The sequence below is a fragment of the Alkalimonas mucilaginosa genome (assembly GCF_036327005.1).
Taxonomy (GTDB): Bacteria; Pseudomonadota; Gammaproteobacteria; order Enterobacterales; family Alteromonadaceae; genus Alkalimonas; species Alkalimonas mucilaginosa.
Genome location: NZ_JAUGZK010000015.1, coordinates 1 through 24,429, shown reverse-complemented (window position 1 = coordinate 24,429; position 24,429 = coordinate 1). Strand labels below are relative to the sequence as shown.

Genomic DNA, 24,429 nt, shown 5'->3' with positions numbered 1-24,429 from the left:
AACTGCGCGTTGCTGCAGCAACGAAATCAAGCTTACTTCTGCCCCAGCACTCTGGCAGGCTGTACCCGACTGGCACGCCAGGCCGGGTACAAAGTTGCCACCAGGCTTAAGCTAAGCGCAATACTGACCGTCCAGATAAGATCACGCCACAAAAATACCGACGGTACAAAGTCGATAAAATAAATACTGGGATCCAGAAAGCTTTTACCGCTTAGTCTGGAAAACAAATAAAACAACGGCTCGATGTAACGGCTCAGCAACCAGCCGGTCAGAGCGCCCACGCTGGTACCAATCAAGCCATTGAGCCACCCCAACCACATAAAGGTTCGGATCACGGCACCGGGTGCCAGTCCCATGGTCAGTAAGATGGCGATATCGGACTCTTTCTCCCGCACCGCCATCACCAAAGTAGCGACAATATTAAAACAGGCCACGGCTATCACCAGCGCCAGTACCAGGTAAACAATACTGCGTACCATCTGAATATCCTGATACAAATGGCCCTGGGTCCGCATCCAGTCCTGTAGATACACATAATCATGCGACCAGCTGCCCAGTTGCTGGGCTACCCTGGGGGCAGCGAACAGGTCGTTTAATTGAAAGGCAAAGCCATGCACGCTGTCGGCTGGCATCAGCAGCCAGGAAGCCAAAGCAGGCATCGCCACCCAGGCTTGCTGATAATCCAGCTGCCCGCCAACCTGAATGATGGCCGATACGGTCAACACCACCGTCTGACTGCGCGCCAGCCGGCCATCCGGATTAAATTGCGGTAACATCAGCTGCACCTGATCACCGACATCCAGTTGCAAAGCCTCGGCCAGCCCCCGCCCCAGAATGATGCTATCGTCAGGCAATGCATCCAGTGTTCCTGCGTGCACGTAACGGGAAAAATCGGTAATGCCCTGCTCTTCCGCCAGCAAGACACCACGCACAGCCGCCCCTTTCACCTGCTGTCCCTGCCGTAAGATGCCATTACTTTTAATGTAAGGTGCAGCAGCAGTCACCGCCGGATGCTCCGCCATGCGCTCCAGCTTCATCGGCCAGTCAAGGATTTGTCCGTCGACCGACTGCAGCTCAATATGCGGGATCACCGCCAACAGCCGGTCTTTCAAGGCCTGCTCAAAGCCATTCATCACCGACAAAGCCAGGATCATCACCGCCACGCCAAGACCTATCCCCAGGGTAGAAGAGGCCGAAATAAAACGGATAAAGGCATTGCTGTGGCGGGTGCGGCGGTATCTTCGTGCCAGTTGCCAGGACAAGGATTGAAACCATGCATTACGCATCAGGCTGCTCCAGCAAGCCATCCTGCATTAAATAATAGCGATCACATTTAGCCGCCAATTGCTGATCATGGGTCACAATAACAAAACTGGTGCCAAGCTGCAGATTGAGCTCACGCAGTAATGCATAAATTGATTCAGCCGTCTGATGATCCAGGTTCCCAGTCGGCTCATCCGCCAGCACCAGTGCCGGCTTGGCAACCAGAGCCCGCGCAATCGCTACCCGCTGCCGCTCACCACCACTCAGCTCGGCAGGCCGATGCGTTAAACGGTGCGCCAAACCAACCCGCTCTAACATACTTTTTGCTGCCTGCCTGGCCACCGCTTCAGACTCACCGCGAATGCGCAGTGGCATGGCGACATTTTCCAGCGCAGTAAAGTCCATCAGCAAATGATGGAACTGGTAAATAAAGCCCAGATGCAGATTACGCAAGCTGGCTTTCTCGCGCTCAGATAATGAGCCCACATCCTTTCCCATCAAGCACAGACTGCCACTATCGGGCTGCTCCAGCATCCCAAGCAGATGCAACAAAGTGCTTTTGCCCGAACCTGAGCTACCCACAATGGCCACCATAGTGCCGGCTTCCAACTGGATACTAACGCCATTGAGCACTGGTGTGCGGTAAGATCCGTCCCGGAATGCTTTTACCAGTTGGCGCCCTTCTAATACTTTATTCATCACGCAATACTTCCGCAGGTTGGATCTGCACTGCCCGCCAGGCCGGATACAACACGGCCAGAAAGGTCAACAGCAAGGCACTGCACACAATAACAAGGATTTGCGACCCTTTCATCAACACCGGCAGCTCAATACCGCCTGCAATTTGCAAACCAAACAGCGCCAACAAAGCATTGATAGAGCCACTTAGCAACACACCGGCAATGGCACCCAGCACAGCACCCAGCACCCCATTGCTCATGCCTTGCACTGCAAAAATGGTAAAGAGTTGATGATTCTGCATGCCTTGAGTTTTTAAAATGGCGACTTCGGCTTGCTTTTCCGTCACCATCATCACCAAGGCCGAGACAATATTAAAAGCAGCTACCGCGACTATCAGCAACAACAGGAGCCACATCATGGCCTTTTCCATCGCCACAGCAGCAAATAATTTGCCATGACTTTGCCGCCAGTCCTGGACCGCCTGGAAATGACCATCCCGAATAAGCTGGGCACCAAAGGCCGGTGCAGCAAAAGGGTCTTGCAACTGAATTCGCCATTGAATGGAGTCCGGCTTGTCAGTGCCGGGTTGCTGCACCAACCGCTGCAAGGCATCCAACTGAACCACCGCTAACACCTGATCCAGCTCTGAACCGGTTTCCAGCAACCCGACCACCTGAAACAGACGTTGTCGCGGCATCCAGCCGAGCGGTGTATAACTACCGCCTTGTGCTAACGATAAACGCAGCGAGTCGCCCAGCCCGACCTCGAGCTCATCGGCCAACTGACGGCCAAGCACGATAGGAAAACGCTGCTGCGCCAATTGCTGCCACTGTCCCCGTACCAGACTTTGTGCCATAAAGTCTGGCAGTTGCTCTACATCCACGCCTTGCAACTGCACCGGCATCAATTGCCTGGGTGACTGCACCATTGCCTCAGCCTGAATAAAAGGGCTGATCTGGACAATACCGGGATAATCCTGTTGCAGCTGTGCTTGCCAGTTTTCGGCACTCTGACCATCCGGCTGCACTATCAGATGGGGCAATACACCCAGAATGCGCTTTTTTAGCTCAGCTTCAAAGCCGTTCATCACCGAGCTGACGATCGTCAATGCCATGACACCGAGAAAAATCCCGGCAATAGAAAACAACGTAATAAAGGAAATAATCGCATTTCCTTTGCGGCTCTGGCTGTAACGCAGGCCGATCCACAAGCTGACTGGTAGCTGCATAGACGGTATCGGATCTTCAGGACAATGTCGTCGTAAAGTGGTAAAGTGAGCGACATAGTACCAGACAAACTCTTGTTCAGCATCCGGAAAACAGGCAACCGCATGGATCCAGCACAACTAGCCCGGCTCAAAGAAGACTTTGCAGACTATTTTCAAATTGAGCACAGCATTGCCCTCAACGCCCAACCCTATCCGGGCGACGGCGACACTTTGACGGAAGACGACTTTCTGGCACTGATGCCAGAGCCGTTTCGTCTTGCCAGCGAGATGGTACAACTAAACAGCTCATCCATTCGCAACCTGTCCCGTTTAGGGGATGCTGCCGATGAGCTCAGCCGTTATTTGCAGCAGTTGGCAAAAAAAGTCGACATGATGATGCATTACATTCTGCAACAGCAGGATCAGGCCGAGTACCGCTACCACACCCTTAGTTATGGTGGCTCGGGCCTGTGTTTGCAAAGCAAACAGGCATTAGCAACCGGTGACTGGCTGCAGCTGAAAATATTTCTGGCGCACGGCGAAGGCGCAGTGTTTTGCCTGGGCCAGGTGCTGGAGTCCAGGCCTGTTGCAAATAGCGACGAATGGCAAGTGGATGTGGTGTACCGCCATATCCGCGAATTGGATCAGGAACTCATTGTACGGGCCAGCCTGCATGAGCAAACCCGGCAACTGAAACTGAAAAAAGAACAGCGCGACCGATAATTCGCTTACCAGCAAATCGCTCGTAACAGAAAGGAAAGAATCAAGGTGTCCGATTATTCACTACCGGCTGAATGGGCCAAACAAGATGCCATTATGCTGACCTGGCCGCACAGCGCCACCGACTGGGCTCCGATGCTGGCTGAAGTAACAGAAGTATACCGCCAATTGACCAAAGAAATTGCCAGCCGGCAGCAATTGGTCATTATCTGCCACGATGCGCAGGTACAGCGGCAGGTCGAAGCAATAGTAGCCGAACTCGCCGTACCCGCCGGTCGCATTCACCTGGTGCAGGCACCTTGCAACGACACCTGGGCACGCGATCACGGCCCTATTACCGTGCTGGATAAAAACGGCAAGCCATGCCTGCTGGATTTCACCTTTACTGCCTGGGGCGATAAATTTGCAGCCAATCTGGATAACAACATCAATCAGCAGCTGTTTCAGGCTGACTGCATAGCCGATATCCCCAAGCGCAAAGTGGAGCTGGTGCTGGAAGGTGGCGGCATTGAATCCGATGGCAAAGGCAGCCTGCTGGTCACAAAAAAATGCTTGCTCAACCCCAACCGCAATCCAGAACTCAACCAGGCCGAGATTGAACAACAGCTGTGTCAGCAGCTGGGTATGCAACGGGTGCTGTGGTTGGAGCATGGCTATCTGGCCGGCGATGATACCGATGCCCACATTGATACCCTGGTACGTTTTGCGCCGGACGATACCTTGGTCTATGTAAGCTGTGATGATCCGAAAGACGAACACTTTCGGGAGCTGCAAGCCATGGCGCATGAGCTGACCGATTTCAAAACGCTCGATGGCAAACCGTACCACCTGATCCCATTGCCCTGGCCCGCCGCCAAATTCAACGCCGATGGTGAGCGCCTGCCGGCCAGTTATGCCAATTATCTGATTATGAACGATGCCGTATTGGTACCAACTTACCACGACAGTCAGGATACCGTGGCCTTAGCACAAATTCAGCGTGCTTACCCACAGCATCAGGTGATTGGTGTACACTGCCTGCCACTGATCCACCAATACGGCAGCCTGCACTGTGTCACCATGCAATTGCCTGCAGGTGTGTTGCACCGCAGCATTTAACCATGAGATCCTAGTCTAATTCATGATAGCTTCCATTTTAAAGACGCTGCCTCAGCTGAAACAGCAAGGCGATTTGATCCAGTGGGGACAGTTGCTGGGTGCCAGCCTGCCCTTGCTGCTGAGCAAGCAAGCCCAACAAGACGCCAAAGTCTACTTGCTGGTGGTACCGGATACGCCCACGGCCTTACGGCTGGAACAAGAGTTGCGGGTTTTTGCCGGGCCAGAGCTCAACCTGCTCAGCTTCCCGGACTGGGAAACACTGCCCTACGATGTGTTTTCACCGCATCAGGATATCATCTCCCAGCGGCTGCGTACGCTGTATCAACTGCCAAGGCAGCAACAAGCCATGGTGATAGTGCCGGTCAACACCCTGTTGCTTCGGGTCTGCAGCCCGGCCTACCTGAACCAGCACAGCTTGCTGGTCCAGACCGGCCAGCAACTGGACTTGGTGCAGCTGAAACAACAACTCACGGCTGTGGGTTACCGTGCGGTCGAGCAAGTGATGGAACATGGTGAGTTCTCGGCTCGCGGCTCGCTACTGGATCTCTACCCGATGGGCAGCGCCCTGCCTTATCGTATCGACTTTTTTGACGATGAAATTGATGGGATCCGGCTGTTCGATCCGGACAGCCAGCGCACGCTGGAAAAAGTAAACCAGATAGAGCTGCTGCCAGCGCATGAGTTTCCAACCGATCAGACGGCCATAGAACGCTTTCGCAGCCAGTACCGTCAACAGTTTACTGCCCGCACCGAGCCAGAGTCGCTGTATCAGCAAGTCAGTAAGGGCGTCTTCCCGGCAGGGATCGAATACTACCTCCCGCTGTTCAGTGACAGTACCGCCACGCTGTTTGATTTTTTGCCCACCGATTGCACCTGCCTGCTGCTTGGTGATCTGGAACACAGTGCCGACAAATTCTGGCGGGAACTGAACAAACGCTATCAGGACCGTGGCGTGGATCCATTACGGCCCTTGCTGCCACCAGAGCAGCTGTACCAGCCGGTGGATCAACTCTTTCGTCAACTGAAACGCTTTAGTCGTATCAAGCTGTCTGCCGCCAGCCTGCCGCAAAAAATGGGCACTGGTAATGCACCATGCCAGTTGTTGCCAGAACTCGGAATTGCCCATCAACACAAACAGCCGCTGCAACAACTGAAAGACTTTTTACTGCAGCTAAAACAGCAGCAGGGCCAGGCGCTGTTCTGTGTTGAAAGTGAAGGCCGGCGTGAAAGCCTGCTGCAGCTGCTTAAAACCATTCAGATCAGCCTGCCACAATTTGACAGTCTGGATGCCTTTATTTCCAGCCAGCAGGATCTTGGCATTCTGGTGGGTCAACTGGAACAAGGCATCCTGCTCAACGACGACAAGCCACTGGCTCTGATCAGCGAAAATGAGCTGTTTGGTCAGAAAATCAGTCAACGCCGGCGACAAAAACGCAGCCAGCAAGTCTCGGCAGATACCATCATCCGGAATCTGGCAGAGCTTAGTCCAGGCCAGCCGGTGGTGCATTTGCAGCACGGCATTGGTCGTTACCAGGGCTTGCAAGTGCTGGATGCCGGCGGCATCACGGCAGAATTTGTCACCATTGAATACGCCGGGGGCAGCAAGCTCTATGTCCCGGTAGCCTCCTTGCATCTACTTAGCCGCTACAGTGGTTCCGAACCGGAGCTGGCCCCATGGCATAAATTGGGTACCGATGCCTGGGAGCGGGCACGCAAAAAAGCGGCCGAAAAAGTACGGGATGTGGCAGCAGAGCTGTTGGATATCTATGCCCAACGCGCAGCACAAACCGGCTACGCTTTTCAATTGGATGCTGGTGAATACGCTGCCTTCGCCGACAGCTTTCCATTTGAAGAAACCGCCGATCAAATCGATGCCATTGCCGCGGTACTTGGCGACATGCAGCAAGCCAAAGCCATGGATAGACTGGTCTGTGGCGATGTAGGCTTTGGTAAAACCGAAGTGGCGATGCGGGCTGCTTTTGTCGCAGTGCACGACCGCCACCAGGTGGCCATACTGGTACCTACTACCTTGCTGGCGCAACAACATTACGAAAACTTCCGGGACCGCTTTGCCAACTGGCCAGTGCGGGTAGAAGTGATTTCGCGCTTCGTCAGCCCCAAGCAGCAAAAGCAAGTACTGGAAGACGCTGCTAATGGCAAAGTAGATATACTGATTGGCACCCATAAATTGTTGCAAGACGACATCCGTTTTGCCAACCTTGGCCTGCTAATCGTGGATGAAGAGCACCGCTTTGGCGTCAAGCAAAAAGACAAAATCAAAGCGCTCAGAGCCAACATTGATATTTTAACCCTGACCGCCACCCCCATTCCTCGTACACTGAATATGTCACTGTCGGGCATGCGCGATTTATCCATTATCGCCACACCACCAGCCAAACGGCTGGCGGTGAAAACCTTTGTCCGTGAATTCGACGATACCCTGATCCGCGAAGCCGTGCTGCGGGAAATTATGCGCGGTGGCCAGGTGTATTTTCTGCACAACGATGTGGCCACCATTGAAAACATGGCCGAAGAGCTGGCAAGCCTGCTGCCCGAAGCCCGTATTGCGATTGCCCATGGTCAGATGCGCGAGCGTGAGCTGGAGCGCATCATGGCGGATTTTTACCACCAGCGTTTTAACCTGCTGCTCTGCTCCACCATCGTAGAAACCGGCATTGATGTACCTACCGCCAACACCATGATCATCAACAGAGCCGATAAATTTGGCCTGGCACAACTGCACCAACTGCGCGGACGGGTTGGCCGTTCGCACCACCAGGCCTATACCTATCTGCTAACACCACCGGTAAAACGATTAACCCCGGATGCGGTCAAACGGCTGGATGCCATTGCCAGCCTGGAAGACTTAGGCGCCGGCTTTACCCTGGCTACCCACGATCTGGAAATTCGTGGCGCTGGTGAACTGCTGGGCAGTGAACAAAGCGGCCAGATAGAGTCGGTTGGCTTTAATCTGTACATGGATATGCTGGAGCAAGCGGTAGAGGCACTGAAATCCGGCAAAGAGCCGTCGCTGGACCACCTGCTTAGTCAGCAGACTGAGATTGAGCTGCGTATTCCGGCCTTGCTGCCAGATGATTACATCCCCGATGTGAGCATGCGGCTGTCGTTTTACAAAAAGCTGGCTTCGGCCAAAAGCGAACAGGAACTGGATGAAGTTCAGGTCGAGTTAATCGACCGTTTCGGATTATTACCCGATGCCAGCAAAAATCTGGTCACTGTTTCGACCTTTAAGTTGCAGGCTCAGACCCTGGGCATAAAACGGATTGAAGCCAGTGCCAAAGGCGGTACTTTAGAGTTTATGGAACAAACCAGAGTCGCGCCCAGCTATATTATTGAATTGATCCAAACCAAAAGTCGTGAGTTCAAACTGGAAGGTGGACAAAAGCTGCGCTTTACTGCAGATTTAACCGATAGTCAGGCCAGACTCAGCTATATTCAGCAATTGCTGCACAATTTCGCCAGCCATCAGACGGAGCATGCATGAAACGGAACCCTTTCATCAACTTGTTAAGCCCAATCAGCCTTATTGGCCTCTTGCTGATGCCGGCCCAGGCAACAGAGATTGCCGCAGAGCGGGTTGTTTCAGGGAATCGCTGGTTTGAAGTGGAAATGATTATTTTTCAGCGTCAGCCAGACTCAGCTCTGTTGGAGTCGTTTGAAACCTCTGCTCAGCCAGAACTGCCAAACCGCTTCTTTGACATCCTGAAGCCTTTCTATCAGGCAGATATTCAGCCACTGTTGCGCCAACTCGAGCTCTGCCCAGCCCACAACAACCCGATAGCAGCCGATACATTCGCCGAAGATCCGGCCAAACAGCTGCTGCAGTTTATGCCTCGTTTTCACTATAGCCAAACCGATTTTGTCTGCATTTTTGAGCCGCAACCAGCACTTTGGCAACAGCCGTTGTTTGCTTCACCACAATGGATAGACAGTTTGCCAATGCCTGAACGCCTGGCACTGCGTCCTTCTGGCCGGCAACAGCATCAGGCCGCACCTTACTTGCTGGCCCGCGAAGCTTTGCAGTTGGCTGATATTGCCAATCAGTTGCAACGCCAGCCAGATCTGGAGCTACTGCTGCACACTGGTTTTCGCCAGGCACCGGTCACCGAGCGTCGTAGTATCCCCAGCCGCTGGTATGCCGGACGAAATTTGCAAACCGATCACAAGCAGAGCACCACAACCCCGTTAATGTCAGACCCTCTTAAACCAGGCCAGATTAGTTTGCGCCAACCGGATCTGCTGCAGCGCATCGAGCAGCGCCAGCAACAGCTGCAACAAGACGGTATCCGCAGCCTTGCCGCCACGTTGCAAGCCGATAATCGCCACGCAGAACAGCCGTCTGACACAGCTCCCCTATGGCAGCTTGATGGCTTTTTCCGGCTGCATCTGGATCACTACCTCTTCGTAAATACCGATTTTTTGCTCAGAGAGCCGTCAGCCGGGCAAGGGCTCCCCAACCAGCACCGCATCCGTTTTAGCCGGCGTGTCATCAGTGGTGAAATGCACTACATTGACCACCCGCGACTGGGTATTATCCTGCAAATCCGGCGTTTTCAGCCCCCTGAAGCAGCCGACTAACCGCTCAAAAGTTGCGCAAGCCGAAGTTGACACCTGGTTTACTTTCAACTAACCTACGGAGCGTAACAAAACAAAACATTTTTCGACTTACAAAGCGTTGACCGGCCCCTTAGAATTGAAGGACCATTCAAGCAAGATTAGGTGAAGCATGGAGCCACTAGAGTCACAACCTCAGTTTACAGCCTGGCACATCGTGCTGCTGCTGCTACTGCTGTTTTTGACAACAGTAGGTCAGCCAATAGCGACCTGGTTATTTCCCGGGCTGGAACAAGCCTTTCATTCAACCAGTTTACAGATTTTAATGCCGCTCTGTGGCCTTGGACTGATTGTAATGTTGTTTGAACAGTGGGGCGTGATCCGCTTAAAAACAGTCTTAATGAATACCGGCTTGACCCTGCCATTAATGGCAAGCTTTGCTCTGCTGTACCCGTTATTATCTTATTTCTGATTTATTTTCAGTTCACAAGCTGTCAAACACCAAGTCTGGTTTTGCCTGTCGGGTGAATCCAGTATACTGAAGCATCCTGAATCCAACCAAGTTCACCCAGACTATGTCGATTAACTGGTTCCCGGGCCATATGCACAAAGCCCGCAAAGAAATCGCTGAGGTTATGCCTCAGGTCGATATCATCATTGAAATGCTCGATGCCCGTATTCCTTACTCCAGTGAAAATCCACTGGTCAGCCAATTACGCAAAGAAACACCCTGCATCAAGGTCCTGAATAAAGCCGATCTGGCGGATCCGGAGTTAACCAGGCTGTGGGTACAGCATCTGGAGCAAGAGCGTGGCATTGCCGCCTTGCCAACCAACCAACATGAACCACATGCCATTAAGCGTCTGCTCGATCTGTGCGAACAGCTGTTACCAGACAGAAACCTGGCCCTTAAAGGGGCCCGGGCCATGATTATGGGTATTCCCAATGTCGGCAAGTCCACCTTTATCAATATTCTGGCGGGCCGCACCATCGCCAAAACCGGCAATGAAGCCGGTGTTACCAAAAGCCAGCAGCGCATCAAATTGGAGCAGAATGTGATCCTCACCGATACACCGGGATTTCTCTGGCCCAAGTTAAGTCCGGCCAGTTGCGGCTATCGGCTGGCCATTACCGGCGCCATCAAAGATACAGCCTTTGATTATGCCGATATCGCTCTTTTTGCCGCCGATTATTTATTAAAACACTACCCACAAGCCTTGCAGGCGCGCTACCAATTGGATGAATTACCCAACGAAGGTTTGGAACTTATGGATCAAATAGGTGCCAAACGTGGCTGTATGCGCAAAGGCGGTGTGGTTGACTTGCAAAAAACCGGCACCTTGCTGATTGGCGATATCCGCACCGGCCAACTAGGGCCTTTAACCCTGGAAACACCACAGATGGTGCAACAGGAATGTGCCGATGCAGAGCAGGAAGCTGCCGCCAAAGCGGTCGAGAAAGCCGAGCGGGAAAAACTACGCCAGCAACGCGCTAAAAAGAAATACCGCTAAAACCTGGGACAATCTGCCTTATCATGCTATCCAAACTGACCAAGATACTCAAAGCCCGGGCTGTGATCATGCTGGGAGACAAACTGGTAAAATTAGCTGCCGGTGCTGTACTCACCATCCTGCTGGCCCGGATGCTCGGAGCTGCAGAGCTCGGTGTCTTCGCCATTGTAATGGCCTGGAGTGCCTTTCTGGTCCCTATCGGCAGCATGGGCCTGAACAACATCGTCGTGCGGCGTATGCAGCAGCAACCGAGCAGCGAAAGTGCCATGAGCTTGCTGTATACCGCGGTTGCGCTGCGACTGGCAACCGCCTTATTGGCGGCTTTGGTTGCGATTGCCTTATTTTGCTGGTTCTACCCCGAGCTGATGCAAGGGCATACAGCAATAGCCATCCCCATGCTGTTTGTGCTGCAAAGTTTTTTCGGCTTGTTGCTGTTCGAGTTTTACCTGAACTATCAGGGTACCTTTCGTAGCCTGGCACTGGTAAAAATTGCCATTACCTGTGTCAGCTTTGCTGCCAAACTGGCCTTATTAATTCATGGCTATGGCATCGCCAGCCTGATCTGGATGACATCGGTTGAATTTCTGCTGGTTGGGCTCAGCCAGTACCTGCTGTTCCGTCGCCGACAACAACCCTGGCAAGACAGCAGCACCACCTGGCCGGGGTTTTCTTTTCGCTACGTCCGGTTAGCGCAGGCCAAAGCACTCTTAAAGCGCTCCAGCTGGCTCTGGTTGTCTGGCATTGTTTCTGTCATTTACCTGAAAATTGATTTGGTGATGCTGGGAGCCATGGCCGGTACCGAACAAGCCGGTTTGTATGCCGCAGCCAGTCGTTTATCCGAACTTTGGTATGTATTCCCGGCCACGCTCGCTGCCCGCTATTACCCGGATATGCTCAAAGCCTATCAGCACAGCTGGCCAGGTTACCTTGCCAGATTACGTCGTTTTGCCGGGATCTTTTTGGCGGCGGCCATAGTGATTGCTCTGGTCATGACTGCCGCATCCCACTGGCTGATCCCTGGTCTCTTTGGCGCGGAATTTACCCCCGCCATAGCCGTGCTGCAAATCCATATTTGGGCCGGTTGTTTCATTTTTGTGCGCTACCTGATTAGCCAACACCTGGTAATCACCGAGCAGGAGCCGCTATCCTTGCTCAGCCACGGCATTGCCGCCCTGCTTAATGTTGGCCTGAACTGGTGGCTAATCCCCATCATGGGGATCCAGGGCGCCGCCTGGGCAACTCTGATCGCCTACGCCTACGCCTCTTTTTTCTTTTTGTTCTTTTCCGCGACTACCCGCAAACAGCTCTGGCAGGTGCTTAACAAGCGCGCCGTAGCAACAGCAAAGGATCTCGAATGAATAAGCAACAATCCCCTTATCGCATTGAAATTAAAGGTGTGCAGTTTCGTAACAAGGGGGCCTACCTGATGCTGCTGGCCTGCTTGCAAGGCCTGCAGAACGTGAAAAATATGGAACTGGTGCTGTCACCCGGCCCTAACCTGCCCTACCCGGAGCGAGCCAGGCTGGGCGCCTGGCAAAAACTGGCATTCCGCCGTAAGTCCATTGATCTCACGCACTGGATCAGCCGCTTGCCAAGCCCACTGATCCGGCTGTTTAACCGTTATGGTATGGTGACAGAGCAACAGGTAGATGCCGTACTCGAAGCCAGTGGTTTTGCCTACGGCGACCAGTGGCCACTGCAGTTTTTACAAAACACCGCCCGGGAAGTAGAACGATTCGCCAAAGCAGGCAAACCCTTTATCTTTATGCCGCAAGCCTTTGGCCCCTTTGAAAGCAAAGAAAGCAAAGCCGCGATGCGAACCATTATTCAGCATGCCCGTTTGCTCTTTGTACGTGACGCAGTGTCACGACAGCATCTGGAATCCTGCCTGTCGCCCTTACCAGCGCACGTGATCCAATCACCTGACTTTACCGTTGGCTTGAGCCCACAAGCCTTGCCTGCCGCGGCCAGCCCCTATGCAGCGCTGATCCCGAATAACAAAGTGATTTCACCTTATCACCACCCCAATGCCGACCAGTTAAAAGATGATTACCTGGCCGCTTTTGTGCAAGCAGCCGATCAACTGCATCAAGCCGGTTATGCGGTGAAACTGGTGAACCATGAAGGCAAGGAAGACGCCGAATTGTGCCAGCATATTCAGGCCAGAGCCCAACATGCTGAAGTGGTCGAGATTACGAACCCGCTGGCCGTCAAAGCATACATCGGAGGAGCCAGCCTGGTGGTCAGCTCACGCTTTCACGGTGCCATCAATGCACTGAGCCAGGGCGTGCCCTGCATCGCCACCAGTTGGAGCCACAAGTACCGTCAGATGATGCAGGATTTTGGCATGGAAGCGTACTGCATTGAAACCCTGACTCCGGCAAGCATACAGCAAAGCATCAACCAGCTTTTGGCCGACCAGGCAACCGCCTGCGCAGAACTGAAAGTACGGAAAGAGATCTTACTGCAGAAAAACCAACAGATGTGGCAACAGCTTTATCAACAGCTACCGGTTGACTAACCGGTAGCTGTCTTAAAACGGACGCCGTTAACCTCCGAAGCGTGAGCGACGTTCGGTTATGTCAATTAGATTGACCGGACGATTTAACGGCTGGCCACCATCCCGCGCAATAGGTACCCAAGGGATCATCCCCTTACCTCTGGCCGAGCGCAGCGAGAATAAATCAAACGGAATGGACACATAAAAGCCTTTGGTAAAACTGCCTTCTCCATAATCCGCCGACGACATATTGGTTATAGCGGCATGAGCGCCCACCACAATGCCACTTTGGAAGCGTCTGGAAAAGTCGACCTTAACGCCATCGTCACCAGCCAGAAAACGACCGATATTAAAAGTCAGCAGCACATCATCAAAAAAATCAGGTTGCCAGTAAATATTGGCGTGACCGGTCACCACACTGTAATCTCTGAAATCAAAGTCATTTTCAAAAGAGCGTTGTTTTACCCAGTTGATATCAAAACCAACAGCCAGATTGCTATCGACAGGGCGGAATAACACCTCACCACCAACACCACCGTACATGGACTCCAAATAGCCGGAATAGGCCTGCATATACCAGTTGGAAGCAGGGTTAGCCTGCCAGCCAAGGTAGAGGTTTTCCATGGTGACTTTGCTGCGGGTGACATATTCCCGTACGTATGTCCGTACCCGCGGCACGGTACTCTCTTGTGCATCTACTTTGAAATTAAACTTATCAAAGTTCTCCAGCAGGGTTACTTTGGCGGTGGATTGCAGCGACAGTCGTGGAGTAAACGAATAGCCGGCCGAGGCCATCACACCGCCCTGGTACATAAAAAACACTTCCGGACTGCCAAAGCTTTGCAACCAGAAGGTCTCCAGGCCATAGTTGATGGACGAAGCCCTGCGGTTATCGGTATAAGCGCCGCTGGCCACAGGATCCAACCGGGTAAAGGTGGAAGGGACATCCACCCTCAAGCTCTGATGGGTAACTGCGGCAATAAAGTCGGCAGCATTAACCCGGGTTTCCACCATTGGGTGCGGCCCCTCAATCTCGACAATGCGGTATTCAGCAATACTTCGTGGCAACTCTGCTGCCAATACGCGCGCGACCCGCTCGGTGGCCACAAGCTGATCGTTGTATTGAAGTTGGTAGCCGGCTACCGTGATTACATCCTCTGCCAAAGTAATTTCCGTCACCACAAAGCCAGCTTCCCGTTGCAGCATGGCACTAAACTGCATCCGGTCTATGGTATCCATAGTGATGTGCTGACTTTCCGGCACCTGTCGTAGGGGTGGATCAATTTTCATCTGCCGGATGCTGTGAAAATTCAAGCCATAACTAAAACCAAAGCCAAAGGTATTGCCTCGCTGGTAGTTGGCGGTTAGATCCAAGTCTTTCCAGCGGTACACAGCGCCAATATTCCAACGGCTGTCCTGGCGCATCTCCCCTGCTCTGTCCCGGCTGTAATCATTGCCTTCGTATTCCAGTTTTAAACGCAGTGGCTGCCATGGCGTCTGGTATTCGATACCCCCATATAAAGAGGCAGGACCTTTGAAAAAGCGCTGATAATCAATCTTGCCGCCCTGGCCGGAAAATCCGCGGGGGCGTTGACAAAAAGACTCCCGCACATCGCAAAACGGATTGCGGGTATTGCCGGCAGTACCTAAGTAACCCCAGCCCATCCCCAGATGCAGATCAAAGGGGCCAAACCGTTTGCTGGCCGCAACAAACTCACTTTCAAACAAACCAGTACCGCCGAAATCCCGAAAGCCAACACTCAGTTCCGGCCACCAGTAATCCTCTTTCAGCAAACGAAACTTGGCATCAATACCTTTATCTTTGTATGTTTGATTACCACTAAAGCCAGGGACAGGACTGTATAATATAGTGCGGACATCGGTATAACGAATGGTCGATTCCATCCAGGGAAACAGCTGCAGGCTGGCACTCCAGAAACGGTATTCTTCGTTATCGGTGTAATTAAAGCGAAAACTGCCATCGGTCTGCATACGGGCAGTCGGTGTTTGAATTAAGCCAACACCGCCATGCACGGCCTCCGATAAATAAAATTCGGACGCTAGCACCGGAGCTGCCGCTAAGCCAACAGCAGGCAACAACCACAAGGCAGGTAGCATCGAGAAAACGTCTTTTTTCATCACTCAAACACCCTGTGCATGGCCAAATCAATCAACATCTGGTTCAGGTGCCGATACTTAGCCGGTAAAGCTCTGGGGCCAAAAGGCACCAGAATTTGTGCTCCAGGCTGCACTGCAATCCGTTGCCGGTTCCAGTAGGCAACCCCAACCCATTGCTGGCTGCCATCGGGTTGCAGCAAGAGTACCTGGTTAATATCGGCCAAAGGCAGGCGATACCCTGTGGTTAAGTATGCACCCACCATCGACAGGCGCTTATGAGCTAAGGGTGCCGTCTCCTGGTAAAGCCCGGCCGGGTAAACCCATTGTGGCCGTACTGGTAATTGCAACAGATAATGGCCTGCATCCAGTCGTGGATTGTGCTGCAGTGCAGCCCGGGCCCGATCCAGATCCACAGGGACCATCACCGGCTCAGCCAACTGCCAGCTTCGAACCTGCACTAACAGCGCATGCACCGCATTGGCTTGCTTGCGTTGCTTGCGCGCCAGGAAGTGCTGCTGCAACTGCTGCAATTCGGCAATAAATTGCTGCTGTTGCTCAATCAAGCCTGGGCTGTCACGGTACAACCGGGCCGCCGGCCAGTAAGTACGCTCATCAAGCTGTGCATGCTGCAGTACATCCAACAAGCGGGGACGCTGCTCAAATTGCAGCAACTGCCCCTGCACAGCCACAGTCACCACAGGTACCGCCTCTGCAGCGGTTTCTGCCACCACGGGCCTTAACAACAAGCACAGCAGCACTGCTGTGACACTGAACAATCGCATCATAAATCAGCTCCGGCAGGGCTAACTAATCGGGCATAACGGCTGATAAAGGTCATGGTATACACCGGGCCCTGTGGCCGTAACTGCTGCCGGCTTTGCAATAAAGTGCCGGTGGCAGCATCAAACCAATAATGGTTTTCAAACTGCTCAGCACTGTCAATGGCGGTAACACGCTCGACAAAAACCCGGCAGGCAATCTGCTGCTCCAGCAAGTTCAGAAATTCCGGCTCGGCCTCGGTAAACACCGACTGCAGCGGCAGGCCGCTGGCATCGGTCCAATCGGTTAAACGCAACCAGGGGGCAGCCTGCTTAAGCTGATCCGGGCCATACTGCAAAGGATCGCCGCTGATATGAGTACTGTGGTGTAAATCGCTGGCAAAGCCAACGGTACGAACGACCCGGCCATGCTGTAAAATCAGGTAAGCATTGTCTGCCGATACCCACTTTTGCTGGCCATGCTCAATAAAAGCCAATGCCAATGAAAGCACAGGCCCGTCATCACGAGTAAAATACAAGGAATCAAATGAGCTGCTTTGCAGCTGCTGCAAACTAAGGTTGGCATCCGCTGGCCTGGATAGTGCGGCCTTAAAATCCTGGTAATAAATCCGGCTGGTACCGCTGCAGCTGGCAAGTACAGCAACCATCGCAAACATACAAAGCAAACGCACAGGCATGATCCCTGAAAACTTTTCTGCAAAATAACAAAAAGCCGCTGAATAGCGGCTTAATCGGGATAACGTTAACAGCTTACTTAACAGTTGGCGCGTAAGTAGAAGTTACCAACTGAGTGAAGGTAGTGGTACCAGTGCCAGTCACAGTAATCACTTCCTCTTTCAAGCAAAAACCATCCGGGCGGGTTGGTACATTGCCATCGTCACAAGTAGCAACCTGCTCTTCCGGGTTAACAGTAGTACCACGGCTGTTTGAAATCACAGCAGCAGCTACAGCAACACCAACAGCACCAGCAGCAATAGTAGTAGCACTAATCTCGCCAAAAGCGCCTGAAGACGAACCGCCAGCCTGATCCTGAGCAACAGCTGTGCCCATAGTTAAAGCCAAAACAGCAGCTGCCGTGCTTACAAATACTTTTTTCATTTAAGATCCCTCAATTATTGGATTTCATAGCCAAAGACTATCTGAAAGCAGCGTAAAACTCAAGTGCTAATTGCAAACAGCAGCGCATAAAATTAAAACGCTGCTTACACCAGGTACCACACAATTCATGCCGACTGCGGGTGAATTCTGGCGACTACCGCCGTGTCATCAATGGTCTGGGCAGGCTGGCTGTATACCAGGTCACAGCAGGCATCTTTGTAATTAAAGCCGGTCGGTGCCACTTTCATCAACTGCACAATATCCTGTACCGCAAAGTTCGCACAGTGATACTCCAGCTCCGCCAGCAATGTTTCTACCGCTGGCCAACTCATGCAAACCTCCAGCGCCGACATAATGCGCGGGTGGTCGGTATTGCGGACATTATCGCCTATCAGCAGCTCTTCGTACAGCTTCTCGCCCGGGCGCAAGCCGGTGTAACGAATTTCTATATCGCCATGCGGATGGTTGCTATCTTTTACCTCCAGCCCCATCAGATGGATCATACGCCGGGCCAGCTCGGAAATACGGACCGGTTCGCCCATATCCAGCACAAAAACATCGCCCCCATTGCCCATAGCGCCGGCCTGGATCACCAGTTGGGCGGCCTCGGGAATGGTCATAAAATAACGGATAATATCTTTATGAGTCACGGTAACGGGGCCGCCTTTGCGGATTTGCTCGCGAAACAGCGGCACCACAGAGCCGGACGAACCGAGCACATTGCCAAAGCGCACCATGCAAAAACGGGTACTTTGTTGCCGGGTCGATAAAGCCTGCAACACCAGCTCGGCCAGGCGCTTGGACGCGCCCATCACATTGGTGGGGCGCACTGCTTTGTCGGTAGAAATCAGTACAAAATTTTCTACCCCGGCGGCAATGGCCGCTTCTGCCGTATGCCAGGTACCAAACACATTGTTACGTACCCCTTCAACAATATTAAACTCTACCAGAGGGACATGCTTATAAGCAGCAGCATGGTAGACGGTTTGGACCCCAAAGCAGCGCATTACGCTTGCAACCCGATCGCGCTGCTGCACCGAACCCAGAATGGCTTTTAACTCGACCTCGTAGTCATTTTTCTGCTTTAGTGTGGCCAGCTCCTGCTCTATGCTGTACAAACCGTACTCCGACAGCTCAAACAGGATCAACGCCTTCGGTTCGTACTGGATAATCTGGCGGCACAGCTCAGAGCCTATCGAGCCACCAGCGCCAGTCACCATCACAACTTTGCCGCGGATATGTGCATGCATCAGCTTTAGCTTGGGCTCGACCGGATCCCGCCCCAGCAAGTCTTCCACCCGCACATCCTGCAGCTCATCAATCCGCATGCTGCCATCGACCAACTCGTTCACTGCCGGTATCGATTGCACCGGAATGGGCAAAGACTCCAACTGGTCCAGCACTTCGCGCCGGCGCGAGCGCCCAACAGAAGGAATAGCCAGTAAAACACGATTCACGCTGTACGCTTTGATCAAACTGGCAATATGCGCCGGGTTGCCCACCGGAATACCAATGATGGTTGAACGCTGCAAGGTCGAGTCGTCATCAACAAAGAGCACCGGGTGAAACTGCTCGCCATTAAATAAAGACATCGCCAACTGCCGCCCGGCAGAGCCGGCACCATAAATCAGCACCCGCTCTTTACGGGCATTGTTGCGCTGATCCAAAAACATTCGGACCAGCAAGCGGCTGCCACCAGAGCTAAGCAGCGCCAGCAGCGCATAGACAAAAATAAGGTTGCCCTTGTCTTCTACCCGGAAAACAGCAAACAACAAGGTAAGGATAAAAGCGCTGGATACAATACCAGCCAGCACAGCACCAAGGGCATGCTGACCGATGTAGCGGATCACCGCCCGGTACAACCCCAGCTTGGTAAAAATAAACAGGGTAACCGGCAATGAAATACTAAAAGCCAGCGCAATATCGGCTATTGCAACCTGGCTGCCATTCTGGGTTAGAAAGTAAGCACCAATAAAGGAGCCAAGCAAAAACAGGGTATCCGCACAAACAGAAAAAACACGCTTAAAAGAACGCGGAAGACTTAAAATCCAGCTGAGCAAAGTGAGTTCCTCGGGGTTATTGCCTCGCATAGTATATGCGTGAACCACGATTTAAGCCAGAACGCTGGTAACAAGGCCCTGGCTCAGGGTTAGGATGACGGCTTAGCAAGCAGTTGCTGCATAGCATCGGCAAAGCGTTGTCCCAGCACAGGATCACGCAAGCCAAACTCAACAAAAGCTTTCATATAACCCAGCTTATTACCGCAATCATGGCTGCGGCCTATGATGTGGTAAGCATTAACAGGCTGCTCTTTCATCAAAATAGCGATGGCATCCGTTAGCTGAATTTCATCGCCGGCTCCAAGCGGCGTATAAGCCAGCGCTTCCCAGATAGCCGGGGTAAACACATAACGCCCTACCACCGATAAATTCGATGGTGCTTCATCTAGGTCGGGTTTTTCGACAATAGCACACATAGCAACGGATCCACCGGCTTGCATGTTGTGCCCTTCCACATCGGCAACACCATAACTGCTAACACTTTCCATCGGTACCGGCTCGACCATCACCTGGCTAATACCGGTATCGGTAAATAATTGCCCCATTTGTGCCAGGTTATCACGCTTTAAATCGCTGTCGTAACCATCAATCAACACATCCGGCAGTACAACCGCAAAAGGCACATCTCCCACCAATGGCCGGGCACAAAGTACCGCGTGGCCCAGCCCTTTGGCTTCCCCCTGCCTGACATGCATAATGGTGACATCCTTGGGACAAATATTTTGCACCTCATCCAGCAACTGACGTTTCACCCGCTTTTCCAGCATGGACTCCAGTTCAAAGCTTTTATCAAAATGATTCTCAATGGAGTTTTTTGACGAGTGTGTTACCAAAACGATTTCTTTAATGCCCGCAGCAATGCATTCCTGCACCACATATTGAATCAAGGGCTTATCCACCACAGGCAGCATTTCTTTTGGAATAGCTTTGGTTGCAGGCAGCATACGGGTGCCCAGGCCTGCAACAGGGATCACTGCTTTACGAACTATATTGTTTTTCATAGCACCATCTCTTTAATAGTGTTGAGTGTTGGGTTTTAAATGTTGAATTCAAAACACCAAAATCATCAGAAGCAAACCACAACTATACTAAAACTAAAAGCCTCACCGACGATCCAACACTCAACATTCAACATTCAACATTCATAATACATTCTGTACCAATCGACAAAACGCTGCACACCAAGTTCAATCGGCGTTGCCGGTTTAAAGCCAACAGCCTGCTGCAAGTCATCAATATCGGCAAAAGTTGCCGGAACATCACCATCCTGCATCGGTAGATATTCCTTCACCGCTGCCACCCCCAGTGCTTGCTCAATCGATTCAATAAAGGTCATTAACTTCACAGGCTGGTTGTTACCAATATTAAAAATCTTATAGGGCGCACTGCTTGCCGATGTATCTTGCCCGTTCCAGTCGGCATCAGACTGCGGCGGCTTATCCTGAATACGCAGAATGCCCTCAACAATATCATCGATGTAAGTGAAGTCACGCTGCATCTGGCCATGATTGAAAACCTTGATCGGTTTCCCTTCCACGATGGCTTTGGTAAACAGGAACATGGCCATATCCGGCCGGCCCCATGGCCCATACACGGTAAAAAAACGCAGCCCTGTGGTAGGAATGCCATACAAATGACTGTAGGTATGAGCCATCAACTCGTTGGACTTTTTCGTGGCCGCGTACAAGGATACCGGATGGTCCACCCGATCCTGGGTACTAAACGGCATTTTGCTGTTCATACCATAAACCGAACTGGACGAGGCATACACCAAATGCTCCACCTGATGGTGGCGGCAGCCCTCCAAAATGGTGAGCGTACCAATCAGATTGCTGTCGGCATAAGCCAGCGGGTTTTCCAGTGAGTAACGGACCCCAGCCTGAGCGCCCAAATGTATCACCCGGTTAAACTTTTCCCGGGCAAACAAATCAGCGACGCCCACACGATCAGCCAGGTCCAGCTTTTCAAAAGTAAAATTCGCCGCTGTTTCAAGCTGAGCCAGACGGTCCAGCTTTAATTGCACCTCGTAATAATCATTCAGATTATCCAGCCCCACCACCTGGTGGCCAGCAGCCAGCAAACGCTGGCACACATAAAAGCCAATAAAACCGGCAGCACCAGTCACTAAAAATTTCATCTCACAATTCCTGCCGACTCAACACCCAACATTCAACACCCAACATTCAACATTCAACATTCAACATTCAACATTCAACATTCAACACCCAACATTCAACATTCAACATTCAACATTCAACATTCAACATCATACTAATCACTGCCAAATAAATCGCGAGTGTAGACTTTCTCTGCCACATCGGCCAGTGCTTCACTGCGCCTGTTGGCAACAATGACATCCGCCATCTGCTTAAACTCAGCCAAATCCCGAATCACCCGGGAGTGGTAGAACTCGCTTTGCTTTAACTCCGGCTCGTACACCACTACCTCAATACCTTTGGCTTTAATGCGCTTCATAATGCCCTGAATCGCAGATGCCCGAAAATTATCAGAGCCCGATTTCATTACCAAGCGATACACTCCAACGATCTTGGGAGCACGCTTGATAATGGAATCAGCGATATAGTCTTTGCGGGTTCGGTTAGCATCGACAATGGCCTGAATCATATTGTTTGGAACATCGCGATAATTGGCCAGCAATTGCTTGGTATCTTTCGGCAAACAGTAACCACCATAACCAAAACTGGGGTTGTTGTAGTGGCTACCGATACGAGGGTCCAGCCCCACCCCTGCAATGATCTGCCGGCTATCCAGGCCATGGCTCTCGGCATAGCTATCAAGCTCATTGAAGTAAGCCACCCGCATCGCGAGGTAGGTGTTGGAAAAGAGCTTAATAGCTTCGGCTTCAGTGCTATCAGTAAAAAGCACCGGAATATCTTTTTTCACGGCTCCCTGCTGCAGCAAAGCAGCGAACTGCCGGGCACGCTCGGAGCGTTCGCCCACAATAATTCGCGATGGGTGAAGATTATCGTGCAACGCCTTACCTTCCCGCAAAAACTCGGGCGAGAAAATAAGGTTGTTCGTTTGAAACCGGGCCGCAGTGGCTTTGGTATAGCCTACCGGCACCGTAGATTTAATAACCATCAAGGCATTGGGGTTTATTGCCAGCACATCCTGGATCACGGCCTCAACACTCTGAGTATTAAAATAGTTGGTCTCGGCATCGTAGTCCGTTGGCGTAGCAATAATAACAAAATCTGCATTGGCATAAGCCAACTGTTTATCCAAAGTAGCGCTAAATTGCAAATCGTCGCGCGTTAGAAAGCTACTAATATCGCTATCTTCAATCGGCGACTTGCCCGCATTCAGCAAGGCTACTTTTTCCGGCACAATATCCACCGCCACTACCTGGTGGAACTGAGCCAACAACATGGCATTGGACAAGCCGACATAGCCAGTACCTGCTACAGCAATACGTAAAGCTGGCATATTCAGCACTCTATCATTAGCAAAATTTAGCGCGCAATAATAGCATGGACACCTAAAGCTGAAAACGCTTGCTGCAATGCCAGTTTTGCCGGCATATCACCGTGCACAATACGGACCTGTTTTGGCTTTCGGCGCATCCGGCACACAAAATTCAGCAAGCCTTGCTGATCGGCGTGGGCAGAATAGCCCCCTAAGGATATAATCTCTGCCCTAAGCGCAATACGTTCGCCATCCATGGTAACAAAAGCGCCGGGGCGGTTGCCAAAGCGCTGCAACTGCGCCCCCAGAGTACCGCGGGCCTGATAGCCAACAAAGATCACCTGATGCACCGGATCGGGCAGCATTTGCTTTAAGTAATTGACCACCCGGCCGCCCTGACACATACCACTGGCGGCAATCACAATAGCCGGCATTTGGGTTTGGCTAAGCCGCTGCACCAACTGCTGATGCTCGGCCACCGAGTCCACAGTAATTAATTGCTCAAAACTCAGCGGGTGCCGCCCTGCCGCCACTTTGGCTTTGGCTTCGTCATCCCAGCAGTCTTTCAGCTGGCGATAAGCCGCAGTAAAGCGGGCTGCCAGCGGTGAGTCGACAATCACCTTAAGCTCATCCCAGCGCAAGTGCCGGTGGATGGACTGGCCTTTTAACCGGTGAATCAGGCTTTCCAACTCGTACAACAGCTCCTGGGTGCGGCCAATGCTAAAGGCCGGAAAAATCACCGTGCCGTTATCCTGCAACGAGTGCAGTAACGCCTGTTTTAATCGCTTGGTGCGCTCTTTACGGTTTTCATGCTGTTTATCACCATAGGTACTTTCAATCACCACCACATCCGCTCCAGCCGGTGGCTTCGGTGCTGGCAACAAGGGGGTGTAAGGCGCGCCCAGATCACCGGAAAATACCGTGGTAAACCAGCGCCTGCCAGGCAATGTACGATGGCGGATCTCCAGATAAGCCGAACCCAGTATATGCCCCGCCACCTGAAAGCGGCACTGCACCTGCACGCCATCTGCTGGCGGCAAATCCAGCCATTGTTTGTAATCCACCGCGACAATTTGCTGTTGCAATAAAGACAAAAAGGTTTCTATCAGGGCAGGATCACGGGTTACGCCCACTTTCAGTGCATCTTCCAGCACCAAAGGCAGCAACAGCGCCGATGCTTTGGTGCAATAAATAGGGCCACGAAAACCTGCCGCCAACAAATAGGGAATACGCCCCACATGATCAATATGCACATGGGTAACAATTAAAGCTCGGATCCCGGCAAGTGGAAAATCAATCGACGGCTCGCTGGCCGAACCACCCGGCCCTGCTTCATCGCCCTGAAACAAGCCGCAATCAATCAGCACACTGTAATCTTCCTGCAGCAGATACG

General features: G+C 52.2%; 20 protein-coding genes. 8 read left to right on the top strand and 12 right to left on the bottom strand.

Annotated elements, in window-relative coordinates; translation table 11 throughout:
- Positions 1-32: 32 nt before the first annotated feature.
- The 3 genes from QWF21_RS15590 to QWF21_RS15580 are packed head-to-tail and all read right to left on the bottom strand — an operon-like array spanning position 33 to position 3,289.
- Positions 33-1,286, bottom strand: coding sequence for a lipoprotein-releasing ABC transporter permease subunit (locus QWF21_RS15590; protein WP_330088973.1), 1,254 nt, complete (start codon positions 1,284-1,286; stop codon positions 33-35).
- Entirely contained in the window at positions 1,279-1,962 is a 684-nt protein-coding gene (gene lolD / locus QWF21_RS15585) for a lipoprotein-releasing ABC transporter ATP-binding protein LolD (RefSeq protein ID WP_330088972.1), read from the bottom strand. Before lolD ends, QWF21_RS15590 begins: the two co-directional genes overlap by 8 nt.
- Positions 1,955-3,289, bottom strand: coding sequence for a lipoprotein-releasing ABC transporter permease subunit (locus tag QWF21_RS15580; protein WP_330088971.1), 1,335 nt, complete (start codon positions 3,287-3,289; stop codon positions 1,955-1,957). The genes lolD and QWF21_RS15580 overlap by 8 nt, the downstream gene beginning before the upstream one ends.
- On the opposite strand from QWF21_RS15580, the gene QWF21_RS15575 reads away from it, so the two are divergent.
- The 8 genes from QWF21_RS15575 to QWF21_RS15540 all read left to right on the top strand — a co-directional run bounded on the left by QWF21_RS15575 (position 3,275) and on the right by QWF21_RS15540 (position 13,576).
- Positions 3,275-3,874, top strand: coding sequence for a PilZ domain-containing protein (locus QWF21_RS15575; protein WP_330088970.1), 600 nt, complete (start codon positions 3,275-3,277; stop codon positions 3,872-3,874). The two genes, QWF21_RS15580 and QWF21_RS15575, sit on opposite strands and share 15 nt — an antisense overlap.
- A 45-nt stretch (positions 3,875-3,919) precedes the next feature.
- Positions 3,920-4,969 carry an agmatine deiminase family protein gene (locus QWF21_RS15570; RefSeq protein ID WP_330088969.1) on the top strand — a complete coding sequence of 350 codons (1,050 nt, stop codon included), beginning with the start codon at positions 3,920-3,922 and terminating at the stop codon, positions 4,967-4,969.
- Between the two features lie 22 nt (positions 4,970-4,991).
- Positions 4,992-8,474 (top strand): transcription-repair coupling factor, encoded by a 3,483-nt coding sequence (mfd, locus tag QWF21_RS15565; protein WP_330088968.1) that lies wholly within the window; start codon positions 4,992-4,994, stop codon positions 8,472-8,474.
- Positions 8,471-9,568, top strand: a complete 1,098-nt coding sequence (locus QWF21_RS15560) for a CsiV family protein (protein ID WP_330088967.1) — start codon at positions 8,471-8,473, stop codon at positions 9,566-9,568. The genes mfd and QWF21_RS15560 overlap by 4 nt, the downstream gene beginning before the upstream one ends.
- A gap of 148 nt (positions 9,569-9,716) precedes the next feature.
- Complete coding sequence (locus tag QWF21_RS15555; RefSeq protein ID WP_330088966.1) at positions 9,717-10,016, top strand: hypothetical protein; 300 nt, start codon at positions 9,717-9,719, stop codon at positions 10,014-10,016.
- 103 nt (positions 10,017-10,119) lie between these two features.
- Positions 10,120-11,055 (top strand): ribosome biogenesis GTPase YlqF, encoded by a 936-nt coding sequence (gene ylqF, locus QWF21_RS15550; protein WP_330088965.1) that lies wholly within the window; start codon positions 10,120-10,122, stop codon positions 11,053-11,055.
- 23 nt (positions 11,056-11,078) lie between these two features.
- Positions 11,079-12,413 carry a flippase gene (locus QWF21_RS15545; RefSeq protein ID WP_330088964.1) on the top strand — a complete coding sequence of 445 codons (1,335 nt, stop codon included), beginning with the start codon at positions 11,079-11,081 and terminating at the stop codon, positions 12,411-12,413.
- Complete coding sequence (locus QWF21_RS15540; protein ID WP_330088963.1) at positions 12,410-13,576, top strand: polysaccharide pyruvyl transferase family protein; 1,167 nt, start codon at positions 12,410-12,412, stop codon at positions 13,574-13,576. Before QWF21_RS15545 ends, QWF21_RS15540 begins: the two co-directional genes overlap by 4 nt.
- Before the next feature lie 27 nt (positions 13,577-13,603).
- Here the strand turns inward: QWF21_RS15540 and QWF21_RS15535 are convergent, their stop codons facing one another.
- The 9 genes from QWF21_RS15535 to QWF21_RS15495 all read right to left on the bottom strand — a co-directional run.
- Complete coding sequence (locus QWF21_RS15535; RefSeq protein ID WP_330088962.1) at positions 13,604-15,694, bottom strand: YjbH domain-containing protein; 2,091 nt, start codon at positions 15,692-15,694, stop codon at positions 13,604-13,606.
- Positions 15,694-16,458, bottom strand: a complete 765-nt coding sequence (locus QWF21_RS15530) for a capsule biosynthesis GfcC family protein (protein ID WP_330088961.1) — start codon at positions 16,456-16,458, stop codon at positions 15,694-15,696. The genes QWF21_RS15535 and QWF21_RS15530 overlap by 1 nt, the downstream gene beginning before the upstream one ends.
- Positions 16,455-17,123, bottom strand: coding sequence for a YjbF family lipoprotein (locus QWF21_RS15525; protein ID WP_330088960.1), 669 nt, complete (start codon positions 17,121-17,123; stop codon positions 16,455-16,457). The genes QWF21_RS15530 and QWF21_RS15525 overlap by 4 nt, the downstream gene beginning before the upstream one ends.
- A gap of 79 nt (positions 17,124-17,202) precedes the next feature.
- On the bottom strand, positions 17,203-17,550 hold the full coding sequence (locus QWF21_RS15520; protein WP_330088959.1) for a hypothetical protein: 348 nt from the start codon (positions 17,548-17,550) through the stop codon (positions 17,203-17,205).
- 125 nt (positions 17,551-17,675) lie between these two features.
- Positions 17,676-19,640 carry a polysaccharide biosynthesis protein gene (locus QWF21_RS15515; RefSeq protein WP_330088958.1) on the bottom strand — a complete coding sequence of 655 codons (1,965 nt, stop codon included), beginning with the start codon at positions 19,638-19,640 and terminating at the stop codon, positions 17,676-17,678.
- Between the two features lie 59 nt (positions 19,641-19,699).
- Positions 19,700-20,611 carry a UTP--glucose-1-phosphate uridylyltransferase GalU gene (gene galU / locus QWF21_RS15510; RefSeq protein ID WP_330088957.1) on the bottom strand — a complete coding sequence of 304 codons (912 nt, stop codon included), beginning with the start codon at positions 20,609-20,611 and terminating at the stop codon, positions 19,700-19,702.
- 134 nt (positions 20,612-20,745) lie between these two features.
- A complete protein-coding gene (locus QWF21_RS15505) occupies positions 20,746-21,747 on the bottom strand; it encodes an NAD-dependent epimerase (protein WP_330088956.1) in 1,002 nt (333 codons plus the stop codon).
- 134 nt (positions 21,748-21,881) lie between these two features.
- Positions 21,882-23,057, bottom strand: a complete 1,176-nt coding sequence (locus QWF21_RS15500) for a nucleotide sugar dehydrogenase (RefSeq protein WP_330088955.1) — start codon at positions 23,055-23,057, stop codon at positions 21,882-21,884.
- A gap of 26 nt (positions 23,058-23,083) precedes the next feature.
- A partial coding sequence (locus tag QWF21_RS15495) for an MBL fold metallo-hydrolase (RefSeq protein ID WP_330088954.1) occupies positions 23,084-24,429 on the bottom strand: 1,346 nt, incomplete at its 5' end.